Origin of the sequence: Streptomyces sp. DH12 (assembly GCF_020873895.1) — a bacterium.
Lineage (GTDB): Bacteria > Actinomycetota > Actinomycetes > Streptomycetales > Streptomycetaceae > Streptomyces.
Map to the genome: position 1 here is coordinate 101,955 of NZ_JAHWGT010000006.1, position 23,180 is coordinate 125,134.

The window sequence follows — 23,180 nt, forward strand, 5'->3', positions numbered from 1 at the left end:
TGGTGGTTAGGCGGCGGGGTGGGTGCCGGTGGTGGGGTCGCAGCCGAGGTGGGTGGTGTATCCGCGGGTGGCCCAGTCGGTGTTCATGGGCTTGTCGCAGATGGTGCAGAGGGGTTCTTCGGTCTCTGCCGTGCCGGCCGTTCCCTCCCCGTTCCCCCTCTTCGAGGGGGGAACGTGGGGAACGGGGGGCGTTCCGGGTGTTTCCGCGAGCGTTCCGGGAAACGTCTGACCTGCGGTTTCGCTTGTTCCGGGGGGCGTTCCGGGAAACGTTTCCGGGAAACGTCCGTCGGAACGGGTCGCGGAACGGTCTCCGGAAACGTCGAAACCGGGCTGATTCGGGCGGGCCTTGCGGCGGCGAACGGCCTCGGCGATCTTGTCGTTTCCGCCGGGCACCTGCCGCTCGACGAGGGCCTGTCGGGCGACGCGGTTGCCGGCGTCGTTGGGGATGCCAGCGGCGTCGAGGGTGGCGATGATGTGCTCGACGGTCCCGGGCGTGGCGGCGAGGCCCGCGGGCTCCTGCTCGTAGGTCATGACGACGTGGCGGGTGCAGCCGGGCACGTAGCGGTCGCCGTCGCGGCGGGACTGGCGGACGATGTGGAACACGTCGGGGCCGATGCCGGTACGGGTGTAGGTGCGGCGCAGCAGGAGGTCTCCGCCGCCCTGGGCGCGCAGCTCCCACACGTGGTCGACGTCCTGGGTCTTGGCCGAGGATCCGCGGGCGCCGCGTTCGGCGTCCTTGCCGGTGTGGTCCAGGCGGACGCTGCTGATGCCGGCGCGCTTGAGGGGCAGGAGGGTGTGGCGGTAGAGGTTCAGCCACGTGTCGCTGTCGTTCTCCGGGCCGGTGATGAACCGGCTGACGGTGTCGAGGCAGACGAGTTGGGCTTCGCACTCGCGGACCAGGTCCATGAGGTCCTGGCCGCCGCCGGCGGTGTCGAGGGGGCGGATGGGCGGGAACGAGGCGTAGGACATGAGGCCCATACGGCCGGGCCCGCCGCCGTAGGAGATCATGCGGTCCTGGATGTCCTGGTGGCCGTTCTCGGCGTCGACGTACAGCAGCGGTACGGCCGGGCGGGGCCGGTCGCCGAGGAACGGCTGGCCGGTGGCCATGCGCCACAGCCACTCCTGGACGAGGAGGGACTTGCCGGCCTTGCCGTCGCCGACGATGGCGATCTGTTGGCCCGGTGCCATGAGCCGGCCGAGGAGGAGTTCGACGCGGCCGAAGTCGGTGGCGAAGAACGGGTCCCAGTCGAGGAGGGCGCCGGTGAGGTGGGTGGGGCCCGTGGCGCCGGTGCGGCTGGTCTCGTACTCGCGGTGCTTGGAGTCCAGCTCGTCGAGTGCTTCGGGGTCGGCAATCCCGGTGAGGATGGCCGCCTGCTTGGCGGTGGCGTGCTCGAAGTGGCGGCGCAGCCGGGCCTTCTCGGCGATCTGATCCGCGAAGTGCGGGGCCATACTGCCGGGGATGTAGTCGGCGCCGAGGCGGTTGATGAGGTTGCCGCCGTCGACTTCACGGAGCCGTCCGGCCTTCTCGATCTCGGCCCGGACCTTGACGGGGTGGAGCGGCGTCCCCTCGGCGATCATCCCGCCGACGGTGTCCCAGATAAGGCGGATCGGCGGCTGATAGATGTCGTCCCGGGTGATGACCTTGGCGCACTCCAGGTACGCGGAGGCGTCGTGCATGATGACGCCCGCTACGAGGTTCTCAGCCTCGGCGTCGTGGGGGGCGCGTCGGTTGAGACCGTCGTGATCCGCCTGGTGCGGGAAGGGGCGGACGTTCTCCACGTGCGGGCTCCTCAGAACAAGGTGTCGGGCTGGGGCCCCGCCGGGCGGGGGCCGGGGCAGTGGTGGTCGGCGACGTGAGGGTGGGGGCAGGTGGCGGGGTGTCCGCGGTGGATCCACCGGAGCCGGGCCGGTGCCTGCGGGTGGGGCTTGTAGAGGCACCAGATGAGCCGGTTGGGGCCGCGGGCGGCCGCCTGCTCGTCGGGGGTGAGCGGAGCGGTGGGGTCGACGACTGCCTTGAGGGCTGCGCGATCGCCGACCCACTGGGTGAGGAGGGGCGCGCGGCAGGCGGGGCAGCGGGAGTCGTCGCCGCCTCGCCGTACCGCGCGCCCGGCCATCAGGCGACCTCGCTGTCGTCCTGCCAGAGGGTGCCGCCGCTGGTGCGCCGCTCGTACATCTCCCGCTGGACACTGCGGAGTCGGCCGCCGCTGATCTCGTCGCCGGCCACCTCGATGCCGACCACGCGGACCTTCACGGCGGGGTTCTTGTCCTCGTCGGGGCCGGGCTCGGTGCGCTCAACGTGCGCCAGCTCGACGACGGCCATCCACCGGCCGCGGCGCTGCTTGAACATCTCGGTCGCGAACGGCTCCAGGGCTTCGGCGACGTCGGTGAGCACCTTGCTGTCGAACTTCACGTCGGCGTCGATGTGGAGGGTCATGCTGCGGTCCTTCCGTGGTGGGTGGCGGCCGCCGGGCAGGTGGCCCGGTGGGTGGTGCGGATGGTGGCGGCGAACCGCTGCACGGCGAGCGGGCCGGTGACGGGGCCCTCGACGGTGTGGCAGCGGAGGCACTCGAAGCGGGCGCGGGGCTGGCGGCGCCACGTGATCTGGCCGGCGCGGTCGCCGTGGCGGATCTCGCGTCCCTCGCCGCAGTCGACGTACAGCGCGTCGATGACGCGGGCGGGGCCGGTCATGAGGCGGTCCTCCGGCGCTTCCGGTGGATCGAGCGCCGCTCGCCCTCGGTCAGCCCGCCGGCGACGCCTTCCTCCAGGCGGGTGTCGAGGGCCCACTGCCGGCAGGTCTGCATCACGGGGCAGGAGTGGCAGACGGACCGGGCCTCCTCGGCCTGCGCGATGGCGGGCCCGGTGGTGCCGGTGGGGAAGAACAGGTCCGGGTCGACATCGCGGCAGGCGGCGAAGTGGCGCCAGTCCGCCGGGCGGCGGGTCTCGGGGGCGTAGTTCCAGTGGGTGGCCCAGTGCAGGCTCATGCGGCCACCGCCCCGAAGTCGGGCCAGTCCTGGCCCGCCTCCAGTCCGCGGACCACGAGAGCGATCCGCCCGCCCTTGACCTTGCAGCCGAGCCGCATGTCGGGCCCGACGACTCGGGTGTGGTCGTCGTCGTCCAGGAGGCCCGCGTCGACCAGCCCGTCGACCGCGGCCTTGAAGGACGGGTACCAGTTCGCCGGGTCGCACCGGCCCGAGGTCGCGGGGTGGTAGATGCCGAAGATGTGGGCGCGCTGGAAGAGGGGACCGGGCTTGGCCGCGGCGAGTGCGGCCATGAGGGTCTCGTTCTCGCTGACGGCCACCATGGCGGCTTCGCGGATCGCGCGGGTGCGGCGACCCTTGGGGGCGTGGTGGAGTCGCTGGTTGCTGTTGAGGAGTTCGAGGCCGGCCTTGAGGGTGATGGTGTAGGTGGCCCCGGCCGCGGCCGGGCGGGTGGTCAGCCCGGCCGCGGGGGTCTGAGTGGTGGTCACGCGGCCCACCGCCGGTCGTACTCGGTGCGGGCGCCGTGCTCGTTCGCGGCCTGGAGGGTGAGGATCTGCGCGTCGAGGCTGGCGCGGGCCTGCTCCGACAGACGCAGGCGGTGCCTCAGCTCGACGAGGGCGGCCTGCTCGGGCCGCTCGGTGGCCAGGGCACGGGCGCGGTCCTGCTCGGCAGCGAGCAGCCGCTCCAGCTCGCGGATGCGGGCGGCCTGCCCTGCGATGACGTTGCGGGCCGCGGTGAGGCGGCGGGCGAGACGACTCATGTCAGGCTCCGTTCTGCTGGTGCGGGATCAGGGGCCACTCGGGCCGGCAGACCGCCGCCGGGTCCTTGCGGCGCAGGTACTCCTGAAGCGACGCGGCCTGCTCGGCGGCCCACCCGGCCTGCACCGCGTGCAGCTCCGGCAGCGGGTAGCCGGCGACGCGCGGGTAGCGGGTGGCGATCCGCCAGGCGACCCGGCACGCGGCGATGGCGTCGGCGTCCGCGGTGTGGGCCTCGCCGATCGGCACCTCGTAGTGCGCGCACAGGTCGACGAGCTTGCGGGAGCCGCGCCGGTACTTGTCGACGGCCTTGTCCAGCACCAGCGGGTCGACCACGCACAGCCCCGTGAGTCCGTCGGGCAGCGGGTCGTGGCCGTGCCGGCGGGCCTCCCGGTCGAGCATCGTGAGGTCGAAGCGGGCGTTCATCGCGACGATCGGCACGCCGTGTGCGATGGCCTGGCGGAGCGCGGCCAGCACGTCCCCGACGACCTCCGCCGCGGGCCGGCCCTCGGCGCGGGCCCGGTCGGTGGTGATGCCGTGGACGGCGGCGGCGCCGTCGGGGATCGGCACGCCGGGGTCGGCGAGCCAGGTGGCGGACTGGGTGGGCTGGTCGCCGCCGCACTGGACGACGCAGGCGGTGACGATGCGGTCGGTCTCGACGTCGACGCCGGTGGTCTCCAGGTCGAAGCCACACAGGCGGCCGGTGTGCCAGCTCACGCGACACCCCCGGCGGTGCGCTCCTTGCCGATGCGAACGACCATCTCGCCGATGGCCTCCTCGTCGCCCGTCTCGTTCGTGACGAGCGCGCCGAGCTGCTGTGTCGTGCGCAGCTCGTAGTGGATCTGCCGCAGCCGGCCGGCGCTGGTGCGCGGGTTGCAGATCTCGTCCAGGTAGCTCACGGCCGGGCGGGTCGGGGCTTCACCGCGCTGCATGTACGACGCGTCGGGGTCCTTGTCGTGGGTCGGCGTCAGACCGCCGGTCAGCAGCAGCACCCGCAGCGCCACGGACTGGGCTTTCGCTGTGGCCTTGTCCGCCGAGTCCAGCGCCTCACCCTGCGAGCGCAGCAGCGGCAGCGTGTCGCCTTTCGGGCCCATCACCAGCCAGGACACACGCACCGTGCACTCGCGCATCTTGCTGCCCTTAGACGTCGTGGTGTCGCGGTACTCCGCCTCCACGTCGACCGGGAAGATGTTGACGCCGTGCCGCACCGTGACCGGCCCGAAGGTGTTCACCACCGTGTCCACGCCACGGAAGTTGAAGCGGGTGCCGCCGCCGTTGTACTGCTCGCCCTTGGAGATGGCGCGCACCTCGCGCCGCACACGAAGCCACGCGATGTGCACCGGCACCATGTCCGGGTTGCCGTCGCCCGGCTCGTAGGTGGCCATCGGATCCGGCGCCGGGGCCGACTCGTGTTCGGCCGTGCCCGTACGGTCCTCCTCGGCGAGCTGTCGTCCGGCCGCTGCGGCCGCGTTCTCCCGGAGTCCCATCAGGACATCTCCTTGTGGCGGTAGGTCTTGGCGATGTCGAGGCGCTCGCCCGGCGTGCACGACACGCACGCGGCGTAGGCGTCCGGCCAGCGCTCGGCGAGCAACTCCAGGTCGACTGCGGGTCGGCCGGCGGTCGGCGCCATCTCGTAGGCGGTCTCACCGCCGACGAGAGCGGCCTGCGCCCCGTCGAGGGCGGCGAGCATCCGGGCCTTCGCCGCGGTCTTCTGGTGCTTAGCGGCGGCCTCGGCGAGGCGGGCCTGCTCGTAGTCGTGGAGGGCGTCGAGGGCGTCGTCGTGCCGGTCGATGTCGACCGACCCCGAGCGTTCTGGGTGCAGGCGGCGGTACAGGCTGACGATGTGCTCGGGGTTGCCCGTCGGCTCCGGCGGGACGCCGGGCTGCACGTGGTTGGTCCAGAACCGGTCGACGGCGGTCTCGATGTCGGCGATGACGTCTGCGTACTGGTCGGCGCGGACAACGCCCTGGTGGTACTCGTTCCCGCCGATCAGGACGGCGTAGTGCATGTGCTCGTAGCCGCACACGCTGATCTGGTGGAGGATCTGCGCCAGCACGTCGTCCGGCGGGCCGGCGTGCCACTGCGCCGACTTGAATGCGGAGCGGGTCTTGACCTCCAGGGCGCAGGGGATCCGCTCGTCCTCGGCCAGCGGGCATTCGGTGATGCGCCGGTCCAAGGTGGTCATGCGGTGCGGGTGGTCGACGTGGGCGACGAGGCCGACGCGGCGGATCACCGACCGGTTGCGCATGGCCCAGACGCGGGCCACGGGCTCTTCGTGGACGGTGCCCCAGAACGCCGCCTCTCCGGCGTCATCGATGTCCTCGCCGCGCTTGTCGAGGTAGACCTTGAGCGGCGGGTTCTGCTCGACAAGACCGAGGATGGCGGGGACGTCGCTGGAGCCGATGCCGTCGCGGCGGGCGGCGAGCCAGTCGGCGCGGTCGGCGTCGGCGGGGAGGATGAGGCGGCCGGTGGGGGTGACCCGGCGGCCGGCGGCCGGGGCCTGAGCCCCGGCCAGCGCGGTCTTCGTCATGCGGCACCTGCCTCACGCTGCGTCGGGATCCGCCGGACCCCCGCGGCCGCATACAGCCGCTCGGCCAACTCCCGCGCCCGCGCCCCGTACAGCGGCACCCGCGACGACGCCCGGTCGACCAGCTCGGCCTCCAGCTCCTCGTACGGCAGGCGGCCGTCCGTCGCCGGGACGCCCTCGGCCAGCTCGTGGAGCCGGTCCCACGCCCCGGTGTCGTCCGGGTCGAGGAGCGCGTCGAGGACGTCGCCGACGATGAGGCGGGTGAGGGCGGTCATGTCGAGGACGACCCCGGCGGGGATGCGGTTGATGTCGATCGGGATGGGGCCGGTGATGCGGTCGGTCATCGGGTGCTCCTGGTGGAGTCGAGGAGGAGGGCCAGCCACACGAGGGCCAGGCCGAGGAGAGCGACGGAGGGGCACAGCCAGGGCCACGTCACGGCGTCACCTCGGGCAAGTCGTGCGGCAGCCGGTAGTCCGTGTGCAGCGGCGAGCGGAACCCGTCCTCCCGGGACGGCAGCCGCTCCGCGAGCACCTCCGCCGGCAACGGCCCCGTCGCGGGGGCCAGCAGCGCGCGCAGCCGCTCCGACGCTTCGGCGGCGCCCAGCGCCGTCGCCTCGTCGGTCAGCACGTACGCGATCGGGTCCTCGTCGACGGTCCGCGTCCGACCGTCCCCGGCCTCCAGCTCGGCGATCCGCGCCCGCAGCCGGTCGACCTCGCCCAGCAGGACGACCTCGTCAGCGTCCGCGTCCTCCGCCCACTCCCGCAGCACGGTGCAGCGCTGGCACATCTCGCGCCTCGGGTGCTGCGACGGCCCCCACTCGTGCAGCGGACGCTCGTCGTCCCGTTCGTACCGAGTGGCCTCGCAATGCGTCCGGCGCCGCCGGATCAGCGCGAGCCGCTCGTCGTCGATCGGCCGCTCTACCTCCAGCTCGGCGACCCGCGCCCGCAGGGCGTCCCGCTCAGTCGTCACCGCGAGCAGCGCGTCCAGCGTGTCCGCCAGCGCGGTCGCCCTCTCCAGCTGCTCCGCCGCCGACTCCGGCGACTGGAGCAGACACGCCGCCTCCAGCGCCGCGGCGATCCCAGCCGCCGTCTGCCGGGACTGCATCGCCGCGTGCACCACGCCGGCCGCGCTGTTCACGCGCCGGGCGTTCACGCGGCGACCGCCTGACCGGAGACACGCGTCCAGGCGCGGACCTCCACGCCGTACACGACCCCCCGCGCGGCGACCTCCGTCACCTCGTCGTCCACGGACCGCCTCGTCAGGACGAGCGCGAAGTGCTCCGCGAACTGCCTCACGTCGGCCGGGGCGTCGAAGAAGTACGCGACGACGCGCGGCGTGGTGGTGGCCCACGGCTTGCAGTGGGTCTCCAACACGGTCGGCACGACCGGGGAGGTGCTCATGATGTGCTCGGCCGCCGCGAGGGCGGACATGTGCCCGTCGCGCTGCGCGGTCTCGATCGAGACCTCCGGCAGTCGGCGGGTAAGGTCAATGGCCACGGTGAACCTCGTTTCTGGTTTGGTGAGGTGAGCCGAGGGGTCGCACGGACCAGGCCCGGTCCTGCGGCCCCGTTTTCGTGGGTCAGGCGGCCTGCGCGGCGGCCTTGGCGCGGCGCGACTTCGCCGCCGCCAGCGCCATCCGCGTCGCGTGGGCCGACCTCAGCTGCTTGGCGATGCGGGCGATCTGCTCGTCCGTCGCGTCGGGGTGCATCTCGCGGGCCTGCCGCTCAAAACGGGCGGCGGCCGCGGCACGGGCCTTCGCCGTGCGGCTCCGGGGGTCGAGCGTGTTCGTCCAGCTGACCTGCGAGGCCAGCCGGGCCCGGAGCGACCTCTCCGCAGGGCTCATCGGTTCCACCGGGGGACTCCTTTCGGGTTATCGGGTCGACGTCCATGTCCATGGACATGGACGCCGGGTGTACGAGCGCGCGGGGTTCGAGTCGGTACGCCTTGGCGATTCGTCGCGCCTCGTCGCCCGTGACGGTCGGCCGATCCTCGTCCACCAGTGCCTGGATCTTGCTCTTGCTCAAACCGGTCCGGGCCGCGAGTTCGCGGACCGTGCGGGGTTCCCCGTCGTCGGAGGTGTTGAGCAGTCGTCTCAGCAGGTCGCCGGAGTGGAGGCGGTAGCGAGCCACGGTTCTCCCGTTCGTTGTCCACGTTTCTGGACGGCTCCACCATGACACGTAGGACAGAGCTTGTCCAGCTTCATGGACAAGCTCGTGTCCACATCTTCGGTCAACATCCCGCCAATATGCGGGGGTCGGCTATCGCCGCGTGTCCAAGGTCGTGGACAATGACTGTCCACGGCGAAGGGTTGCCTTACTCGCCGGTGACCGGGAATGTTTTGTCTGTTCCTACCGGGACAGTGTGGACACAGGACGTCTAAAGGGGCTCAATCGATGCCGGAGCAGGATGCGCTGACGCGCCTCGTCCAAGAGCATGTGGGCGAGGGCCGGCCGCTCACGGTCCGGGCCTTCGCTGAACGTGCTGTCGACCCAGAGTCGGGGACATCAATCAGCAAGAGCACGGTCGGCAACCTCGTGCAGGGACACCGCATCAAGATCACCCCTGAGGTACTGGCCGCCATCGCAGCGGGTCTCGACGTGCCCCTCGCGCGCGTCCAGGCCGCCGCCATGGCCCAGTACGTTGGGATCGCGGTCGATGACCCGTACGACACCCCGCCCGGCGAGGACGACCTCGTCGTGCGTGTCGCACACGCCCCTGATCGCACCGCCGACGACATGCCCACGGTCCGTGCCTTCCTCGACCGCGCCAAGCGGCAGGAGTGAGCGCTTCCGCTACGGGTACAGAAAGTTTCGTATTCACCAGAAACGGTGACCCCGCTGGTGCGTGTGGCAGCGTAGAGTGACCTAACCTCGTGCGCTTCGAACGTGCGTACGGCATATGCCTGCCTGCCTACGCACGGGATTGGGGGTCGAATGACGGAAAGGCCGCGCGTGCACGTGGAGGCGATAGACCTGCACGGGGAGGCGCCCGTCGCGGTATCGGACTCGCTCACCGACCTAGTTTTCGGCATCGACTTCACCCAGCCCGCCGAGGACATCGCCAAGAGCCTCCAAGAGGTGTTCCAGGAGGCCATCGATACCGGCCGCTGGCACCGGCGAGGCACCTGCGACCAGCAGCACGCACAGAACAGGGCCGCCCCGCACCCGCAGAGCGACCCCGCCTGATCAGAGCAGCCAGCCCCGGCCCGGCCTACCCCCCATTCAGCCGGTCGCCGGGGCTCAGGCTCCTGTGCTCAAGCCGTGCCCGCTCCTCGCCTGCCGACGAGCCGTACCGGCTGAGCATCTGACGCGAGCGCCATCCCATGATGCGCATCAGCGAGTCCTCGTTCCCGCCGTCCAGCTTCCACTTGTGCGCCAGCGTATGCCGGAACTGGTGCGGGTGGATGTGCGGGATGCCGGCCTCCTTGCAGCGCCGCTCCACCAGGGACCCGACGCCCCAAATCGTCAGCGCCCGCTTCGTCTTCACGCCGATCCACAGTGGATCCGATCCTTCGAGCGTGCGTCCGATGTGCTTCGACGCGGCCCGCAGGTAGCGGTCCATCGCCACCGCGGTCGCCCGCCCGAACGGGGCCGGCCGCTCCCGGTCGCCCTTCCCCTTCACGTGCAGCACCATGAGGTCCAAGTCGAGCTTGTCCAGGGTGCGCTCCGTCAGCTCGCTGAGCCGCGCCCCGGTGTCGAGGAACATCATGATGACGGCGAGGTCGCGCCGGTCCTCGAACGTCTTGCCCTTGCACGTCGCCAGCAGCTTCTTCAGCGCGTCGTCGGGGATGATCGGCACCTCCACCTCCGGGAGCTGCGGCGGCTTCATCGTGCGCATGGGGGAGCGGTTGATCTCCTCCTCGTCGACCAGCCAGTTGAAGAACGTCTTCAGGCAGCGGAAGTACTGGTGCGCGGTGGCCGGACTGGTGCGCTGGAGGAGGTCCGAGATGTACGTCTCGACGTGCTCGCGGTGGATGCCAGCCTCTCCGTCGAGCGTTGTGGGCGCCGGGCGCCCGTCACGGGCCTGGTAGTTGAGGAGGAAGTCGCGGAAGCCGGCGACGGCTCGGTCGTAGACGCGGAGGGTGTTCACGGAGAGATTCCGGGCCCGCAGGGAGCGGCTCCAGGAGGACGCCAGTGGGGCGATGTCGTACGGCTTGCTGATGGCCATGCCCCAGGTTAGAACCGGGCGAGGCACTTGGTCCATATCCCCTGTGCTATCCGGCCAGCGCGACCCCTTCCGGGGATTCTTGCTGGTGAGAGGTGATGTGCGCCCCCGGCAGGACTCGAACCTGCGGCCAAGTGCTTAGAAGGCACCTGCTCTATCCACTGAGCTACGGGGGCCGGTGGTGGCCTGCGGCCTCGGGAGCCCGGGTGGGTGGTCCGTGACCTGGCCGGGGTCAAGGATAGGGCTCCGATCACCTTGGCCCGGTCGCTTCACCTGCGTGGCACGATGTGGAGGTTCAGTGAAGCGACATCGATAATCGCAGGCAGGTGCGATTCCCGCAGCGCTTTTCGCGCCTCGCGCCCCGGGTGTTGTGCACTCGTTATGCCTGCGCCCCACTCATCCCTTCTATCCCTTCTGTCCGATCGGCGCGCAGGGAGGGGCATACGCTTCAAAAAGATGCTGAAATTGGGCATTCTTCACATGTGGTGACCTTGGATGCACGGCCTCAGCTCCTCGACGCACTCTCCGCCCTGCGCGACAGTGTCGCCGCCGTGCGTCTCCCACTGCCGATCCCCGGGGCCTCCCGGGCCCGGCAGACGAGGACCGAGCTGCTCGCGCAGCTCGACGACTACCTGGTGCCACGGCTGAGAGAGCCCGAAGCGCCCCTGCTCGCCGTCATCGGCGGATCGACGGGTGCCGGCAAGTCAACACTCCTCAACTCCCTTGTGGGGCGCCCCCTCAGCGAGGCCGGCGTACTCCGGCCCACCACCCGCGTCCCCGTCCTCGTCTGCCACCCGGACGACCACCACTGGTTCTCCGGGCCGCGCGTCCTCCCCCGGCTCGCCCGCGTCTGCGGACCCGGCGCCGAGGACGACGACGAGGGGGACGGCGGCCCCGCGCTGCGCGTGGAGACCGCCGACACCGTCCCCCGCGGACTCGCCCTGCTCGACGCGCCCGACATCGACTCCCTCGTCGTCGAGGGCCGCGAACTCGCCGCCGAGCTGATGTGCGCCGCCGACATCTGGGTGATGGTCACGACCGCGTCCCGCTACGCCGACGCCGTCCCCTGGCACCTGCTCCGCACCGCGAAGGAGTACGACGCGACCCTCGTCACCGTCCTGGACCGGGTGCCGCACCAGGTCATCGGGGAGGTCTCCCGCCAGTACGAGGCGCTCCTCGTGCGCGCCGGGCTCGGCGCCGTGCCGCGCTTCACCGTCCCGGAGCTGCCCGAGTCCGCAGGCGGCGGCAGCGGCCTGCTGCCCGACACCGCCGTCGCCCCCCTGCGCGCCTGGCTCGCCCACCGGGTGCAGGACCCGGCGGCCCGCCAGCAGACCGTCGGCCGCACCGCCGGCGGCGTCGTCGCCTCCCTGCGGGTGCGCGTGCCGGAGCTGGCCGGCGCCGTCGCCGCCCAGTGCGCCGCCGCCGTCCGGCTGGCCGGCGCCGTCGAGACGGCGTACGACCGCGAGGGCGACCGGGTCCGCAGCGAACTGGCGCGCGGCGCCGTCCTCGCCGGGGACGCCCGCACCCGCTGGCGCGCCCACCCCAAGGACTGCACCGCCGCCGAGCTGCTCGACGCCCTGACCGGCTCCTTCGGCGCCCTCCTGCACTGCGCCGTCGCCGCCGCCGACGAGCGGGTACGGGAGGCGTGGCGGCGCGAACCGGCCGCCGCGGCGCTCGGCGACCCCCTCCCCGCCGGCCTCGACCGGGAGGCCGCGGAACGGGTCGGCATGGCCGTACGCCGCTGGCGGCGCGTCCTGGAGGAGCTCGCCGAGGACGAGGTGCGGCGCACGGACCGCCCCACCGTGCCCGACCCCGACACCGTCGGCGCCCTGCTCGCCGCCGCGCTCCTCGGCGGGCGCCGGGCGCGCGGCGCGGGCGAGCAGCTCGCTGAGCTCCTCGGCGCCCAGGGCACCCTGCGCCTCCGCGACCGGGCCGCCGACCTGATCACCACGTACATCGACCGCGTCCTGCACGAGGAACGGGACCGCCGACTGGCACCGCTGGACGCGCTCGGCATCACCCCGGACCCGCAGGCCGAGCTCATCGCCGCGCTGTCCCTGCTGCAGAAGGAGAGGTGACGGCGGGTGAGCGCCGTGGACCAGACGTGGGACGACGGGCTGATCGCTCGCCGCGCCAGCGACCGAGCCGTCTACGAGGACCCCGGCGCGGGCGGCGGCGCGCCCCCCGGGCCGGGCGGGTACCCGCCCGTGGGCGGCGGCTACCCGGGCCCCCTGCGCGAGCGCCTCGCCGCCCTGCGCGAACTGCTCGGGCTGTCCGCCACCCGCCTCGACCCCGACGACCTCGCCGAGGCGGGCCGGGTCCTCGACGAGGCCGCCGCCCGCCGGCGGCTCTCCGCCCGCCACACCGTCGTCGCCATCGCCGGCGCCACGGGCAGCGGCAAGTCGACCCTGATCAACGCGCTGGCCGGGGTGCCGATCTCCGAGAGCGGCCTGCGCCGCCCCACCACCGCCGCCCCCATCGCCTGCGCCTGGTCGGAGGGGGCGGCCGGCCTGCTGGACCGGCTCGCCATCCCCGGCCGGCTGCGGCGCCGCCCCCTGGCGGGCGGCGCCGGCGACGAGGCCCTCCAGGGCCTGGTCCTCGTCGACCTGCCCGACCACGACTCGGCGCTCACCGCCCACCGCGACCAGGTCGACCGGATCCTCGGCCTCGTCGACGCGGTGATCTGGGTCGTCGACCCCGAGAAGTACGCGGACGCCGCCCTCCACGAGCGGTACCTGCGGCCCCTGGCCGGGCACGCCGAGGTCACCTTCGTCGTGCTCAACCAGGTCGACCGGCTCCCCGGTGACGCCGCCCACCAGGTCCTGGACGACCTGCGCCGCCTCCTCGACGAGGACGGCGTGGCCCTCGGGGAGCACGGCGAGCCGGGCGCCACGGTGCTCGCCCTGTCCGCGCTGACCGGCGAGGGCGTCACCGAACTGCGCGAGATGCTCGGCGCCTTCGTCCAGGCCCGCACCGCCGCCGAGCGGCGGCTCTCCGCCGACGTCGACGCGGCGGCCGCCCGGCTCCAGCCCGTGTACGTCGGCGAGGGGCGGCCCGGTCTGGGCGAGCGGTCCCAGGAGGACTTCGGCGCCCGCCTCGCCGTCGCGGTGGGCGCCACCGCCGCCGGGGAGGCCGCCGAACGCGAGTGGCGGCGCAACGCCTCCCGCGCCTGCGGCACCCCGTGGCTGCGCCTGTGGCGCTGGTACGAGCGGCTGCGCACGCCCGCCGCCGCCCGCGGGGGCGAACCCGGCGAGGCCGAGCCGCCGGAGGAGGAGCCGACGGCGCGCCAGCGCGTCGAGCAGGCCGTCCGCGTCGTCGCGGAGGAGGCCGCGCACGGCCTGCCCGCGCCCTGGGCACAGGCCGTGCGGGAGGCGGCGGTGCGCGGCGCGCGGGACCTGCCCGAGGCGCTGGACGAACTGGCCGCGCGGGAGCGCGAGTCGCGCGGCGGGGGCCGCCCGCCGCGCCCCGCCTGGTGGCCGGTGGCCGTGCTCGTCCAGGCGTCCATGACCCTGCTCCAGATCTTCGGCGCGCTGTGGCTCGTCGGGCAGATCACCGGCCTGGTGGAGCCCGGCCTCACCCGGCCGGTGCTGGTCATGCTCGGCGGGATCGTCGGTGGTCCGCTCGTCGAGTGGGCCTGCGCGGCGGCGGCCCGCGGCCCGGCGCGCCGGTACGGCAACGACACGGAGCGGCGGCTGCGGGAGGCGGCGGCGTCCTGCGGCCGGGCGCGGGTCCTCGACCCGATCGCCGCCGAGCTGATGCGCTACCGCGAGGTGCGCGAGCAGTACGCGACCGTCTCCGGCCGCCGTCCCACCGGCGGGTGACGGAGTTCTCCCCAGGCCGCTGCCGCCGGGCCGGCCCCGGTGCGGCCTTCGTCCACAGGCCCGGCGGGATCCGGGCCGGGCGTCCAGGATGGGAGCGCGAGGCGGCGCGGGGGAGCGCGGCCGAGGAGGGAGGAGGCGTCATGAACGACACCCTGGTGACGGTCGTGGGGAACGTCGCGACGAACGTCGAGTACCGGCAGACCGCGGGCGGCGGGGTGGCGAGGTTCCGCTTCGCCGCCACGACCCGCCGGTGGGACCGGGAGCGGTCCGTGTGGGCGGACGGGCCCACCAGCTTCTACACGGTGAGCGCCTGGCGGCAGCTCGGTGAGAACCTCGCCGCGTCGGTGACGGTGGGTGAGCCCCTCGTCGTCCACGGCAGGTTGCGGGTGCGGGAGGAGCCGGGCGGCGGCGGGGACGGGCAGGGGCAGCGGCGGACGTTCGTGGACATCGACGCCGTCGCGGTGGGTCACGACCTGACGCGGGGGACGGCCGCGTTCCGCCGCGGCGGGAAACGGGGAGCCGAACAAGCCATGACGGGAGGGAGTGAACAGGTCCCCGCGGAGGATCCACGGCTGGTGCGGAGCTGAGATGGCCTCAGGAGACCGCCCATACCAGTCCGAACGGGACGTAGGACAGGGGGACTTAGGGGAACGGCGGCTGAAAAGCACCCCTCGGACGGGTGGTTTTCGATAACGATTCAGATTCGGAATGGTTGAGTGGGGACCTCAGGGGGGACTCGCCGATGCCACCTCTCTAGGATTCCGGTACTCACGGGGCACTTGAGTCATCAGGCGAGTCCCACCCCCCACGTGTCCGCGCCGTGTCACGCGCCGCGATCCGCGTCGAGGGGTCTCGCCCAGAGGGGAAATCTGTGTTTGCTGCGTTTTCTGTGAACGGGCGGGAGCGGCTCGGCCGCCGGCTCGCCACCGCGGTCCTGACCTCCGGTCTGATCGCGGGGGCCTCCATAGCCGGGACGGCCGTGGCCGTCGCCGACGAGGGCAACCCCCAGCACCAGGGCGGCGCCTCCGCCACCCTCAACGGCCTGACCATCCAGGACCGCGCCGTGCTCCGCGCCGGCGGCAAGAACAAGGAGCTGCCCGCGGGCCTCTTCGAGATGGCCGTCGACGGTGGCGGCACGCTCAAGACGTACTGCATCGACATCCACAACCCGACGCAGCAGAAGGCCAAGTACCTGGAGACCTCCTGGGACCAGACCTCGCTCGGCCGCAACGAGCAGGCGGGCAAGATCCTCTGGATCCTGAAGAACTCCTACCCGCAGGTCGACGACCTCGCGGGCCTGGCCCAGAAGGCCGGCGCGGGCGCCCTGACCAAGGAGACCGCCGCCGCGGGCACCCAGGTCGCCATCTGGCGCTTCTCCGACGGCGTGAACGTCGAGGCGCTCGACCCGGCCGCCGAGAAGCTCGCCGACTGGCTGGAGTCGAAGGCCGAGAAGCTCCAGGAGCCGAAGGCGTCCCTGAGCCTGGAGCCCAACGCGGTCTCCGGCAAGGCCGGCGGCAAGCTGGGCCCGCTCACGGTCCGCACCAACGCCGAGCGCGCCTCCGTGACCGCCCCCGACGCCCCCGGCGTCAAGGTCACCGACAAGGACGGCAAGCCGGTCACCGAGGTCACCGACGGCACCGAGCTGTACGTCGACGTGCCGGCCGGCACCGCCGACGGCACCGCCTCGTTCGGCCTCCAGACGGGCACCTCCGTCTCCGTGGGCCGCGCGTTCGCCAGCCTCTCCAAGAGCCAGACGCAGATCCTCGCCGGCTCCAGCGAGTCGACGGTCACCGCGGCCGCCACCGCCACCTGGGCGAAGAAGGGCGCGATCCCGGCGCTTACCGCCGAGAAGAACTGCGCCAAGGGCGGCGTCGACGTCACCGCGAAGAACGAGGGCGACGAGCCCTTCACCTTCGAGCTGCTGAAGACCACGCACACGATCGGCGCCGGCGAGTCCAAGACGGTGACCGTCCCGGTCGCCGAGGACGCGGCGTACGACTTCACCATCGAGCTGCCCGGCGGCGAGAAGAAGACCTTCAAGGGCGTCCTGGACTGCAAGACCACCAGTGACACCGAGCCCCCGGCCACCGGCGGCGACGAGCCCGGCTCGCAGCCCAGCCCGCAGTCCGGCGGCACCACCTCGGGCGGTACGACCGGCGGCGGCGACACCACCACCGGCGGCGGCGACACCCCCGCCACCGGTGACCTCGCCGAGACCGGCGCCTCCAACGCCACCCCGATGATCGCCGGCATCGCCGCGGCGTTCCTCCTGGTCGGCGGCGGCGCGGTGTTCTTCCTCCGCAAGAAGAAGGGCGCCGCGGCCGGTCACTGACCCGGCGGCACCCCCTTCCGCACCACACGGCCCCCGGCGCCCCGCGCCGGGGGCCGCACCCGTTCCGGGCCGCCGGGCTGCCGGGAGCCGGGCTGCGGGCCGCCGTACGCCGGGCCGCCGTACGCCGGGCTCCGCGGGCTGCCGTACGCGGGGCCCCGGGACGGCAGGCCGGCCGGGCTCCGGGCCGCCGGGGGGCCGTCGGACCCGTCCTGGCCTGCGGCTTCGCGGGCGCCGGGGGCGCCGGGGCCGGAACCGCCCCGGACCCGCCGCCGCCCGCCGGCGGGCGGCGGGACGCGACCGGTTCCGACGGCCGCCCGGCCCGCGTGCCGCGGTGGTGCGCCGGGCGGGTCCGGCCCGGCCGGGCCCGGGCGCGTACTCGTTTTCGCCCTGGGGTGGCGGTACGGCAAGATGGGGTGTATCTGCCCTCACGGCGGAGCCGCGAATCGACCCCTACTGATTGCCGGACGGTTTCTCTTGGCTGAGTACATCTACACGATGCGCAAGACGCGCAAGGCGCACGGCGACAAGGTCATCCTCGATGACGTGACGCTGAGCTTCCTGCCCGGCGCGAAGATCGGTGTGGTCGGCCCGAACGGCGCCGGTAAGTCCACCGTGCTGAAGATCATGGCGGGGATGGAGCAGCCGTCCAACGGCGACGCCTTCCTGTCGCCCGGCTACACCGTCGGCATCCTCCTCCAGGAGCCCCCGCTCGACGAGTCCAAGACCGTCCTGGAGAACGTGCAGGACGGCGTCGCCGAGATCAAGGGCAAGCTCGACCGGTTCAACGCCATCGCCGAGGAGATGGCCACGAACTACACGGACGCGCTGATGGAGGAGATGGGCAAGCTCCAGGAGGAGCTCGACCACGCCAACGCGTGGGACCTCGACGCCCAGCTCGAGCAGGCCATGGACGCGCTCGGCTGCCCGCCCGGGGACTGGCCGGTCACCACCCTGTCCGGCGGCGAGAAGCGCCGTGTCGCGCTCTGCAAGCTGCTGCTGGAGGCCCCCGACCTGCTGCTGCTGGACGAGCCCACCAACCACCTGGACGCAGAGTCCGTGCAGTGGCTGGAGCAGCACCTCGCCAAGTACGCGGGCACCGTCGTCGCCATCACCCACGACCGGTACTTCCTCGACAACGTCGCCGAGTGGATCCTGGAGCTGGACCGCGGCCGCGCCCACCCGTACGAGGGCAACTACTCCACGTACCTGGAGAACAAGGCCGCGCGTCTGAAGGTCGAGGGCCAGAAGGACGCCAAGCGCCAGAAGCGGCTCAAGGAAGAGCTGGAGTGGGTCCGCTCCAACGCCAAGGGCCGCCAGGCCAAGTCGAAGGCGCGTCTCGCCCGGTACGAGGAGATGGCCGCCGAGGCGGACAAGATGCGGAAGCTGGACTTCGAGGAGATCCAGATCCCGCCGGGCCCGCGTCTGGGCAGCGTCGTCGTCGAGGTCGAGAAGCTCAGCAAGGCCTTCGGCGACAAGGTCCTCATCGACGACCTCAGCTTCTCGCTGCCGCGCAACGGCATCGTCGGCGTCATCGGCCCGAACGGCGCCGGCAAGACCACGCTGTTCAAGATGATCCAGGGCCTGGAGGAGCCGGACTCCGGCGTCATCCGCGTCGGCGAGACCGTCAAGATCTCGTACGTCGACCAGAGCCGCGCCAACATCGACCCGAAGAAGACGCTGTGGGCCGTCGTCTCCGACGAGCTGGACTACATCAACGTCGGCCAGGTCGAGATGCCCTCCCGCGCCTATGTGTCGGCCTTCGGCTTCAAGGGCCCGGACCAGCAGAAGCCGGCCGGCGTCCTGTCCGGCGGTGAGCGCAACCGCCTCAACCTCGCGCTCACCCTCAAGCAGGGCGGCAACCTGCTGCTCCTCGACGAGCCGACCAACGACCTCGACGTCGAGACGCTCTCCTCGCTGGAGAACGCGCTGCTGGAGTTCCCGGGCGCGGCCGTGGTCGTCTCCCACGACCGCTGGTTCCTCGACCGGGTCGCCACGCACATCCTCGCCTACGAGGGCGACTCGAAGTGGTTCTGGTTCGAGGGCAACTTCGAGTCGTACGAGAAGAACAAGATCGAGCGTCTCGGCCCGGACGCGGCCCGTCCGCACCGCGCCACGTACAAGAAGCTCACCCGGGGCTGAGGAAGCGGCCGTGGCTCGTCACCTCTACAGCTGTCCCCTGCGCTGGTCGGACATGGACGCCTTCGGGCACGTCAACAACGTCGTCTTCCTCCGCTACCTGGAGGAGGCGCGGATCGACTTCATGTTCCGGCTCGCGCCGGGGGACGGCTCCCCCTCGTTCTCCGGCGGGTCCGTCGTGGCCCGGCACGAGATCGACTACGTACGGCCGCTGGTCCACCGGCACGAGCCGGTGACCGTCGAGTCCTGGGTCACGAAGATCGGCGCCGCGTCGCTGACGATCGCGTACGAGATCAAGGACCCGGACCAGGTGTACGTCCGGGCCTCCACGGTCGTCGTCCCCTTCGACCTGGAGGCGCAGCGCCCCCGGCGGATCACCGCCGAGGAGCGGGCGTTCCTCCAGGAGTACGTGGACGACGGGATGCGCTCGGAGGGCGCCGCCGCATGACGGCGCCGCTGCACTTCGCCGACGCCGGGCAGGCGGCGGGCGTCGCCGCCTTCCTGGCCCGGCTCGTCCGGTACGACCGGGCCGCCGCCGTCCGCCTCCGGGCGGGCGGCGGCGTACTCGCCGTCTTCGGGCGGCCGCCGTCCTTCGAGGTGCTCGCCGTCCGCACGGCGGCGCTCCACGACGAGGCGGTGCTCGACGTCACCGTCTCCGCCGGGGAGCTCCTCGACGGGGTGGAGGAGTCGGCCGGCAAGGCGATGGTGCCGGCGCAGGTCACCGGACCGCCGTGGAGCGGGGTGCTGCCGCCGCGGGGCGGCTGGCGGGAGGTGGCCGGGCTGCCGGACGCCGCCGGGCTGAGCGGCGCCGTGGCCGCCGCCGTCACCGAGTTCCGCGCCCGTGACGAGGAGCTGCCGCAGGAGCGGCGCACCCGCGCGGAACGCGACCGGATCGGCCGCGAGATATGGTCCCGCACCGTCGCCACGACACCGCTTCCGCTGCGCGCCGCGCACGCGGCCCGGTCGCTGGGCTTCCTGCCCCCGGCGGGGGCCCTCGCCCGCGACGTGCCGGTGACGCTGCTGGCGGCCGGCCCCTGGCTGCGGCTGCGCACCCCCTTCGGCTCGGTCGCCGTGCGCACCGCGACGGGCCTCGGCGAGCTGGGCGTCACGCCCCTGCGCCACCCCTGAGACCGACCGGTCGGCGGGCCGGCCGGCGGGCGGGCCGGCGGCTGCGGGCCGTCCCTCCTCGGCCGGTCAGTCCGGGGCGTTCACCATCGACGCGGCGGCGTACGTGAGGTAGTTCCACAGCTGCCGCTCGTGCTCCTCGGACAGCCCCAGCTCGTCCACGGCGTCCCGCATGTGCCGCAGCCACGTGTCGTGCGCCGCCCGGTCCACCACGAACGGCGCGTGCCGCATCCGCAGCCGCGGGTGCCCGCGGTGGTCGCTGTACGTGCGCGGCCCGCCCCAGTACTGCATCAGGAAGAGCACGAGCCGCTCCTCGGCCGGCCCGAGGTCCTCCTCCGGGTACATCGGCCGCAGCAGCGGGTCCTCGGCGACACCCTGGTAGAAGCGGCGGACGAGGCGCCGGAAGGTCTCCTCGCCACCCACCTGCTCGTAGAAGGTCTGCTCCTGGAGAGTGCCGCGCGGAATCTCATTCACCCGTCCATCGTCTCAGACACGCCGACGGAAGACCCCGGACCTAGGGCCTGGCCGGAAGCTCCCCTCGACCACCGGGAGCGGACATAGTGGATGTATGGGTGCAGATGGGGACCGGTGGCAGGACCCGTTCGCCGACGTGGCCGTGGTGGCGCGGCGCCGGCTTGTCGCGGTGCTCGACGCCGCCGGGGCGCTGCCCGATCCGGCCTGGCGGGCGGCGTTCGCGGAGGTGCCGCGCCACGTGTTCGTGCCCGCGTACCACGTCGGCGGGATCGACGGCCGCGAGTGGCTGCGCCACGACGACCCGGAACCCGGGGCGCGGCTGCGCTGGCTCTCGGGCGCGTACGAGGACCGCCCCCTCGGGACCCTGCTGCACGACGGCGACGTCGTCTCCTCCGCCAGCCAGCCGTCCCTGATGGCGGACATGCTGCACGCCCTGGACGTCCGGGACGGCGACACGGCCCTGGAGGTCGGCACCGGCACCGGGTACAACGCGGCCCTCCTGTGCCACCGGCTGGGTGACGCGCACGTGACGACCGTCGACCTCGACGCGGACATCACCGCCGCGGCCGCCGCCCACCTCCGGCGGGCCGGCCACCACCCGGCGGTCGTCACCGGCGACGGCGCCCGCGGCTGCCCCGAGCGGGCCCCCTTCGACGTGGTCGTCGCCACCTGCGCCCTGCCGTCCGTACCCGTCGCGTGGACCGCCCAGTGCCGGCCGGGCGCGCGGATCGTCGCGCCGCTGTCGACCGGAGTCGTCCGCCTGCGCGTCGAGGACGCCGGGCGGGCGGAGGGGCGCTTCCTGCCGACGCCGGCGTACTTCGTGCCACTGCGCGGCGCCACACCGGCCGCACCGGAGCCCCGCACCGGCGGGCTGCCCCGGCGGGCCCTCGACGACGAGCTGTTCCGCTTCCTGCTGACCCTCACCGCCGGCAGCCTCGACCCGTACGAGGCGTACGCGCTGTGGCAGCGCGAGGGGCGGCCCGGACGCGAGCGGTACGGCGTGACGATCAGCGGCGCCCGCCAGTGGGCGTGGCTCGACGCCGCCGACGGCCCCTACAGCTGGGCCCTCGGCGGCCCCGGCAGCTGAGCGCCGCGGACGGGTGGCCTCGCGCGGCTAGCCGCGCACCACGGTGAGCGTCGTCCAGGCGCCCACGTGGACCCGGTCGCCGTCGGCGAGCGGGACGGGCACGTAGGGCTGGATCGGGTCGTCGGCGCCGTTCAGCGTGGTGCCGTTGGTGGAGTTCTGGTCCATCACCGCCCACGAGCCGTCCTGCTGCCGGACGAACAGCGCGTGCTGGTGCGAGACGCCCGGGTCCTCCGGCGGCACCGCCAGGTCGATGTCCGGTGCCTCGCCCGTCGACTGCCGGCGACGGCCGACGGACACCTGGTCCCCGGTCAGCGACACCCGCCGCTCCGGCGCGTACGCGGGCAGGTTGAGGCTCGCCGCCTCGGGGCCGCTGCGCCGCATCATCGCCGTGAAGTAGTCGCGGTCGGGCCTGACCACCAGGGTCCAGCCGGTCCCGGCCGCGCCGTGCGCCGGCTGCTGCCCCAGCGGTGGCTGCTGCCCCTGCGGTGGCTGATGCTCGTGGGGTGCCTGTTGGGCCTGGGGCTGCTGCGTGTGGGGCGGCTGGGCGTGGGGCGGCTGGGTGTGCGGCGGCGGGCCCTGCGGGGGCCGGGCGGCGGACGGCGGGGGCAGCACCCAGTCGTCGTCCCCGGCCGGACCCGGCTGCCGGAAGCCCCGCGGCGGCGCGGGCACCGCCCCGGTCTGCCCGGGGGCCGCCTGCCGCAGGCCGGAGGGCCCGTGCCCGTGCTGCCCGCCGTCGCGGTCACCGGTGTGGCCGGGGCCCTGGCCGAAGGCCGGACCGCCGCCGGGGCCCTGGGCACCCGGGCCGGGGCCGAAGGCCGGGCCGCCGCCCGGAGGGGGCGGGGGGTTGCCGAAGGACGGCCGGTCCGGGCCGGTGCCGTGGCCCGGGCCCTGACCGGTGGCCGGGCCCGCGCCGGGCGCCGGGGGCGCGGGCGGGGCGAACGGGGAATTGCCCCGACCGCCGGGGTCCCGGCCGTGCCCGGGGCCGGGCGGGGGCGGAGGCGGAGGGAAGACCGGGCCGCCGTGCTGCGCCGGCCCAGCGTGGCCGGGCCCGCCGGGACCGCCAGGCCCATTGGCTCCGCCGGTCCCGCCGGGCCCGCCAGGCCCGCCGGGACCGGGACCGGGGCCCATGCTGCCGGGGTCGCGGCCATCCGGGCCGCCGGGGCCGCCGGGTCCGCGGCGGTCAGGGCCGTCGGGTCCGCCGGGACCCGGGCCGAAGGGGTGGTGCGGTGAGCCGGGCGGCGGTGCCTGGCCGGGGCCGCCCGCCTGGCCGGGGCCGGAGGCGCCGGCGCCGAAGGACGGGCCGCCGGCGGCCGGCGGCGGGGGCGGCGGGCCCTGGTCGGGCTCCGGCGGGAGCGGTTCCGCCGGGCGGTTCACCTGCGAGGGGCGGGAGCCCTGGTACTCGTACGGGTCGGGCGGGCGCGGCGCGGAGGTGAAGCCCGGGGGCAGGTTGAGGCCCCCACCGGAGCGCGCCGGCGGGGGAGGGGAGACGGGCGTGTACGACGTCGCGGTGTTGGTGACGAAGTTCCACCGGCACTCCTCGCAGAACGCCGCCGTCGCCTCGCGCGGGGTGCGGCACTGCGGGCACAGCTCCGCCTGCTGCGTGGCGTTCGGGTCGCCGCCCGCGGGGCCGGGGTAGCCGTATCCGGGGGCCGGCGGCGGGGGAGGGGGAGGGGGCGGCACGGCGCCCGCCCCGGCCATGCGGTGGCCGCAGACCTCGCACCAGTCGTCGGCGCCCGACTGGTGTCCGTTCGGGCAGGTCGGCATGTGGGCCCTTCCCCCTCT

The 23,180-nt window shown here is 73.6% G+C and carries 27 protein-coding genes and 1 tRNA gene; 10 read left to right on the forward strand and 18 right to left on the reverse strand.

The window, feature by feature from the left end:
* Positions 1 to 6 precede the first annotated feature (6 nt).
* From LPA54_RS07415 to LPA54_RS07480, 14 genes are all read right to left on the reverse strand, one after another.
* Positions 7 to 1,779, reverse strand: coding sequence for an AAA family ATPase (locus tag LPA54_RS07415; protein WP_228975006.1), 1,773 nt, complete (start codon positions 1,777 to 1,779; stop codon positions 7 to 9).
* An 11-nt stretch (positions 1,780 to 1,790) separates the two neighbouring features.
* The gene (locus LPA54_RS07420; protein WP_228975007.1) at positions 1,791 to 2,114 is read right to left on the reverse strand and encodes a hypothetical protein; all 324 of its coding nucleotides are present in this window, start codon (positions 2,112 to 2,114) and stop codon (positions 1,791 to 1,793) included.
* The gene (locus LPA54_RS07425; protein WP_228975010.1) at positions 2,114 to 2,434 is read right to left on the reverse strand and encodes a hypothetical protein; all 321 of its coding nucleotides are present in this window, start codon (positions 2,432 to 2,434) and stop codon (positions 2,114 to 2,116) included. The genes LPA54_RS07420 and LPA54_RS07425 overlap by 1 nt, the downstream gene beginning before the upstream one ends.
* A complete protein-coding gene (locus LPA54_RS07430; protein ID WP_228975011.1) occupies positions 2,431 to 2,688 on the reverse strand; it encodes a hypothetical protein in 258 nt (85 codons plus the stop codon). Before LPA54_RS07430 ends, LPA54_RS07425 begins: the two co-directional genes overlap by 4 nt.
* Positions 2,685 to 2,981 (reverse strand): WhiB family transcriptional regulator, encoded by a 297-nt coding sequence (locus tag LPA54_RS07435; protein WP_228975014.1) that lies wholly within the window; start codon positions 2,979 to 2,981, stop codon positions 2,685 to 2,687. Before LPA54_RS07435 ends, LPA54_RS07430 begins: the two co-directional genes overlap by 4 nt.
* Positions 2,978 to 3,466, reverse strand: a complete 489-nt coding sequence (locus tag LPA54_RS07440) for a hypothetical protein (RefSeq protein WP_228975015.1) — start codon at positions 3,464 to 3,466, stop codon at positions 2,978 to 2,980. Before LPA54_RS07440 ends, LPA54_RS07435 begins: the two co-directional genes overlap by 4 nt.
* Entirely contained in the window at positions 3,463 to 3,738 is a 276-nt protein-coding gene (locus tag LPA54_RS07445; RefSeq protein WP_228975017.1) for a hypothetical protein, read from the reverse strand. Before LPA54_RS07445 ends, LPA54_RS07440 begins: the two co-directional genes overlap by 4 nt.
* Before the next feature lies 1 nt (position 3,739).
* Complete coding sequence (locus LPA54_RS07450; protein WP_228975018.1) at positions 3,740 to 4,450, reverse strand: 3'-5' exonuclease; 711 nt, start codon at positions 4,448 to 4,450, stop codon at positions 3,740 to 3,742.
* A complete protein-coding gene (locus LPA54_RS07455) occupies positions 4,447 to 5,220 on the reverse strand; it encodes an ERF family protein (protein ID WP_228975020.1) in 774 nt (257 codons plus the stop codon). The genes LPA54_RS07450 and LPA54_RS07455 overlap by 4 nt, the downstream gene beginning before the upstream one ends.
* A complete protein-coding gene (locus LPA54_RS07460) occupies positions 5,220 to 6,263 on the reverse strand; it encodes a YqaJ viral recombinase family protein (protein WP_228975023.1) in 1,044 nt (347 codons plus the stop codon). Before LPA54_RS07460 ends, LPA54_RS07455 begins: the two co-directional genes overlap by 1 nt.
* On the reverse strand, positions 6,260 to 6,604 hold the full coding sequence (locus tag LPA54_RS07465) for a hypothetical protein (RefSeq protein ID WP_228975025.1): 345 nt from the start codon (positions 6,602 to 6,604) through the stop codon (positions 6,260 to 6,262). The genes LPA54_RS07460 and LPA54_RS07465 overlap by 4 nt, the downstream gene beginning before the upstream one ends.
* An 88-nt stretch (positions 6,605 to 6,692) precedes the next feature.
* Positions 6,693 to 7,397, reverse strand: a complete 705-nt coding sequence (locus LPA54_RS07470; protein ID WP_228975026.1) for a hypothetical protein — start codon at positions 7,395 to 7,397, stop codon at positions 6,693 to 6,695.
* 11 nt (positions 7,398 to 7,408) lie between these two features.
* Complete coding sequence (locus LPA54_RS07475; protein WP_228975028.1) at positions 7,409 to 7,756, reverse strand: hypothetical protein; 348 nt, start codon at positions 7,754 to 7,756, stop codon at positions 7,409 to 7,411.
* A gap of 82 nt (positions 7,757 to 7,838) precedes the next feature.
* Positions 7,839 to 8,102 carry a hypothetical protein gene (locus LPA54_RS07480; protein WP_228975208.1) on the reverse strand — a complete coding sequence of 88 codons (264 nt, stop codon included), beginning with the start codon at positions 8,100 to 8,102 and terminating at the stop codon, positions 7,839 to 7,841.
* A gap of 550 nt (positions 8,103 to 8,652) precedes the next feature.
* Between LPA54_RS07480 and LPA54_RS07485 the strand changes: the two genes are divergently transcribed.
* Complete coding sequence (locus LPA54_RS07485) at positions 8,653 to 9,042, forward strand: helix-turn-helix transcriptional regulator (RefSeq protein ID WP_228975033.1); 390 nt, start codon at positions 8,653 to 8,655, stop codon at positions 9,040 to 9,042.
* A gap of 150 nt (positions 9,043 to 9,192) precedes the next feature.
* On the forward strand, positions 9,193 to 9,444 hold the full coding sequence (locus LPA54_RS07490; protein ID WP_228975035.1) for a hypothetical protein: 252 nt from the start codon (positions 9,193 to 9,195) through the stop codon (positions 9,442 to 9,444).
* A gap of 25 nt (positions 9,445 to 9,469) precedes the next feature.
* On the opposite strand, the gene LPA54_RS07495 is transcribed toward LPA54_RS07490, so the two are convergent.
* Positions 9,470 to 10,426: a tyrosine-type recombinase/integrase gene (locus LPA54_RS07495; protein WP_228975037.1), complete on the reverse strand. Its 957-nt coding sequence runs from the start codon at positions 10,424 to 10,426 to the stop codon at positions 9,470 to 9,472.
* A gap of 100 nt (positions 10,427 to 10,526) precedes the next feature.
* Positions 10,527 to 10,599 (reverse strand) — tRNA-Arg (locus LPA54_RS07500).
* Positions 10,600 to 10,914: 315 nt separating this feature from the next.
* Between LPA54_RS07500 and LPA54_RS07505 the strand changes: the two genes are divergently transcribed.
* From LPA54_RS07505 to LPA54_RS07535, 7 genes are all read left to right on the forward strand, one after another.
* A complete protein-coding gene (locus LPA54_RS07505; protein ID WP_228975039.1) occupies positions 10,915 to 12,501 on the forward strand; it encodes an ATP-binding protein in 1,587 nt (528 codons plus the stop codon).
* 15 nt (positions 12,502 to 12,516) lie between these two features.
* Complete coding sequence (locus tag LPA54_RS07510; protein WP_228975210.1) at positions 12,517 to 14,244, forward strand: GTPase; 1,728 nt, start codon at positions 12,517 to 12,519, stop codon at positions 14,242 to 14,244.
* A 140-nt stretch (positions 14,245 to 14,384) separates the two neighbouring features.
* Positions 14,385 to 14,831 (forward strand): single-stranded DNA-binding protein, encoded by a 447-nt coding sequence (locus tag LPA54_RS07515; RefSeq protein ID WP_228975040.1) that lies wholly within the window; start codon positions 14,385 to 14,387, stop codon positions 14,829 to 14,831.
* Positions 14,832 to 15,133: 302 nt separating this feature from the next.
* Entirely contained in the window at positions 15,134 to 16,576 is a 1,443-nt protein-coding gene (locus tag LPA54_RS07520) for a Cys-Gln thioester bond-forming surface protein (protein WP_228975041.1), read from the forward strand.
* Between the two features lie 474 nt (positions 16,577 to 17,050).
* Complete coding sequence (gene ettA, locus LPA54_RS07525) at positions 17,051 to 18,715, forward strand: energy-dependent translational throttle protein EttA (protein WP_228975042.1); 1,665 nt, start codon at positions 17,051 to 17,053, stop codon at positions 18,713 to 18,715.
* A 10-nt stretch (positions 18,716 to 18,725) separates the two neighbouring features.
* Positions 18,726 to 19,160 (forward strand): thioesterase family protein, encoded by a 435-nt coding sequence (locus LPA54_RS07530; RefSeq protein ID WP_228975045.1) that lies wholly within the window; start codon positions 18,726 to 18,728, stop codon positions 19,158 to 19,160.
* Entirely contained in the window at positions 19,157 to 19,840 is a 684-nt protein-coding gene (locus tag LPA54_RS07535) for a hypothetical protein (RefSeq protein ID WP_228975047.1), read from the forward strand. Before LPA54_RS07530 ends, LPA54_RS07535 begins: the two co-directional genes overlap by 4 nt.
* A 66-nt stretch (positions 19,841 to 19,906) precedes the next feature.
* On the opposite strand, the gene LPA54_RS07540 is transcribed toward LPA54_RS07535, so the two are convergent.
* Positions 19,907 to 20,311: a globin gene (locus LPA54_RS07540; protein ID WP_228975049.1), complete on the reverse strand. Its 405-nt coding sequence runs from the start codon at positions 20,309 to 20,311 to the stop codon at positions 19,907 to 19,909.
* 94 nt (positions 20,312 to 20,405) lie between these two features.
* On the opposite strand from LPA54_RS07540, the gene LPA54_RS07545 reads away from it, so the two are divergent.
* Positions 20,406 to 21,398 (forward strand): methyltransferase domain-containing protein, encoded by a 993-nt coding sequence (locus LPA54_RS07545; RefSeq protein WP_228975051.1) that lies wholly within the window; start codon positions 20,406 to 20,408, stop codon positions 21,396 to 21,398.
* 27 nt (positions 21,399 to 21,425) lie between these two features.
* Here the strand turns inward: LPA54_RS07545 and LPA54_RS07550 are convergent, their stop codons facing one another.
* The gene (locus LPA54_RS07550) at positions 21,426 to 23,162 is read right to left on the reverse strand and encodes an FHA domain-containing protein (RefSeq protein WP_228975053.1); all 1,737 of its coding nucleotides are present in this window, start codon (positions 23,160 to 23,162) and stop codon (positions 21,426 to 21,428) included.
* Between the last annotated feature and the right edge of the window lie 18 nt (positions 23,163 to 23,180).

What these genes read in the sequence shown, in the direction of transcription:
- LPA54_RS07515 (WP_228975040.1), top strand. Translation starts at nt 14,385, where the DNA reads ATGAACGACACCCTGGTGACGGTCGTGGGGAACGTCGCGACGAACGTC.
- LPA54_RS07430 (WP_228975011.1), bottom strand. Translation starts at nt 2,688, where the DNA reads ATGACCGGCCCCGCCCGCGTCATCGACGCGCTGTACGTCGACTGCGGC.
- LPA54_RS07545 (WP_228975051.1), top strand. Translation starts at nt 20,406, where the DNA reads ATGGGTGCAGATGGGGACCGGTGGCAGGACCCGTTCGCCGACGTGGCC.
- LPA54_RS07495 (WP_228975037.1), bottom strand. Translation starts at nt 10,426, where the DNA reads ATGGCCATCAGCAAGCCGTACGACATCGCCCCACTGGCGTCCTCCTGG.
- LPA54_RS07460 (WP_228975023.1), bottom strand. Translation starts at nt 6,263, where the DNA reads ATGACGAAGACCGCGCTGGCCGGGGCTCAGGCCCCGGCCGCCGGCCGC.
- LPA54_RS07550 (WP_228975053.1), bottom strand. Translation starts at nt 23,162, where the DNA reads ATGCCGACCTGCCCGAACGGACACCAGTCGGGCGCCGACGACTGGTGC.
- LPA54_RS07490 (WP_228975035.1), top strand. Translation starts at nt 9,193, where the DNA reads ATGACGGAAAGGCCGCGCGTGCACGTGGAGGCGATAGACCTGCACGGG.
- LPA54_RS07485 (WP_228975033.1), top strand. Translation starts at nt 8,653, where the DNA reads ATGCCGGAGCAGGATGCGCTGACGCGCCTCGTCCAAGAGCATGTGGGC.
- LPA54_RS07480 (WP_228975208.1), bottom strand. Translation starts at nt 8,102, where the DNA reads ATGAGCCCTGCGGAGAGGTCGCTCCGGGCCCGGCTGGCCTCGCAGGTC.
- LPA54_RS07435 (WP_228975014.1), bottom strand. Translation starts at nt 2,981, where the DNA reads ATGAGCCTGCACTGGGCCACCCACTGGAACTACGCCCCCGAGACCCGC.
- LPA54_RS07420 (WP_228975007.1), bottom strand. Translation starts at nt 2,114, where the DNA reads ATGGCCGGGCGCGCGGTACGGCGAGGCGGCGACGACTCCCGCTGCCCC.
- LPA54_RS07455 (WP_228975020.1), bottom strand. Translation starts at nt 5,220, where the DNA reads ATGGGACTCCGGGAGAACGCGGCCGCAGCGGCCGGACGACAGCTCGCC.
- LPA54_RS07425 (WP_228975010.1), bottom strand. Translation starts at nt 2,434, where the DNA reads ATGACCCTCCACATCGACGCCGACGTGAAGTTCGACAGCAAGGTGCTC.
- LPA54_RS07465 (WP_228975025.1), bottom strand. Translation starts at nt 6,604, where the DNA reads ATGACCGACCGCATCACCGGCCCCATCCCGATCGACATCAACCGCATC.
- LPA54_RS07535 (WP_228975047.1), top strand. Translation starts at nt 19,157, where the DNA reads ATGACGGCGCCGCTGCACTTCGCCGACGCCGGGCAGGCGGCGGGCGTC.
- LPA54_RS07445 (WP_228975017.1), bottom strand. Translation starts at nt 3,738, where the DNA reads ATGAGTCGTCTCGCCCGCCGCCTCACCGCGGCCCGCAACGTCATCGCA.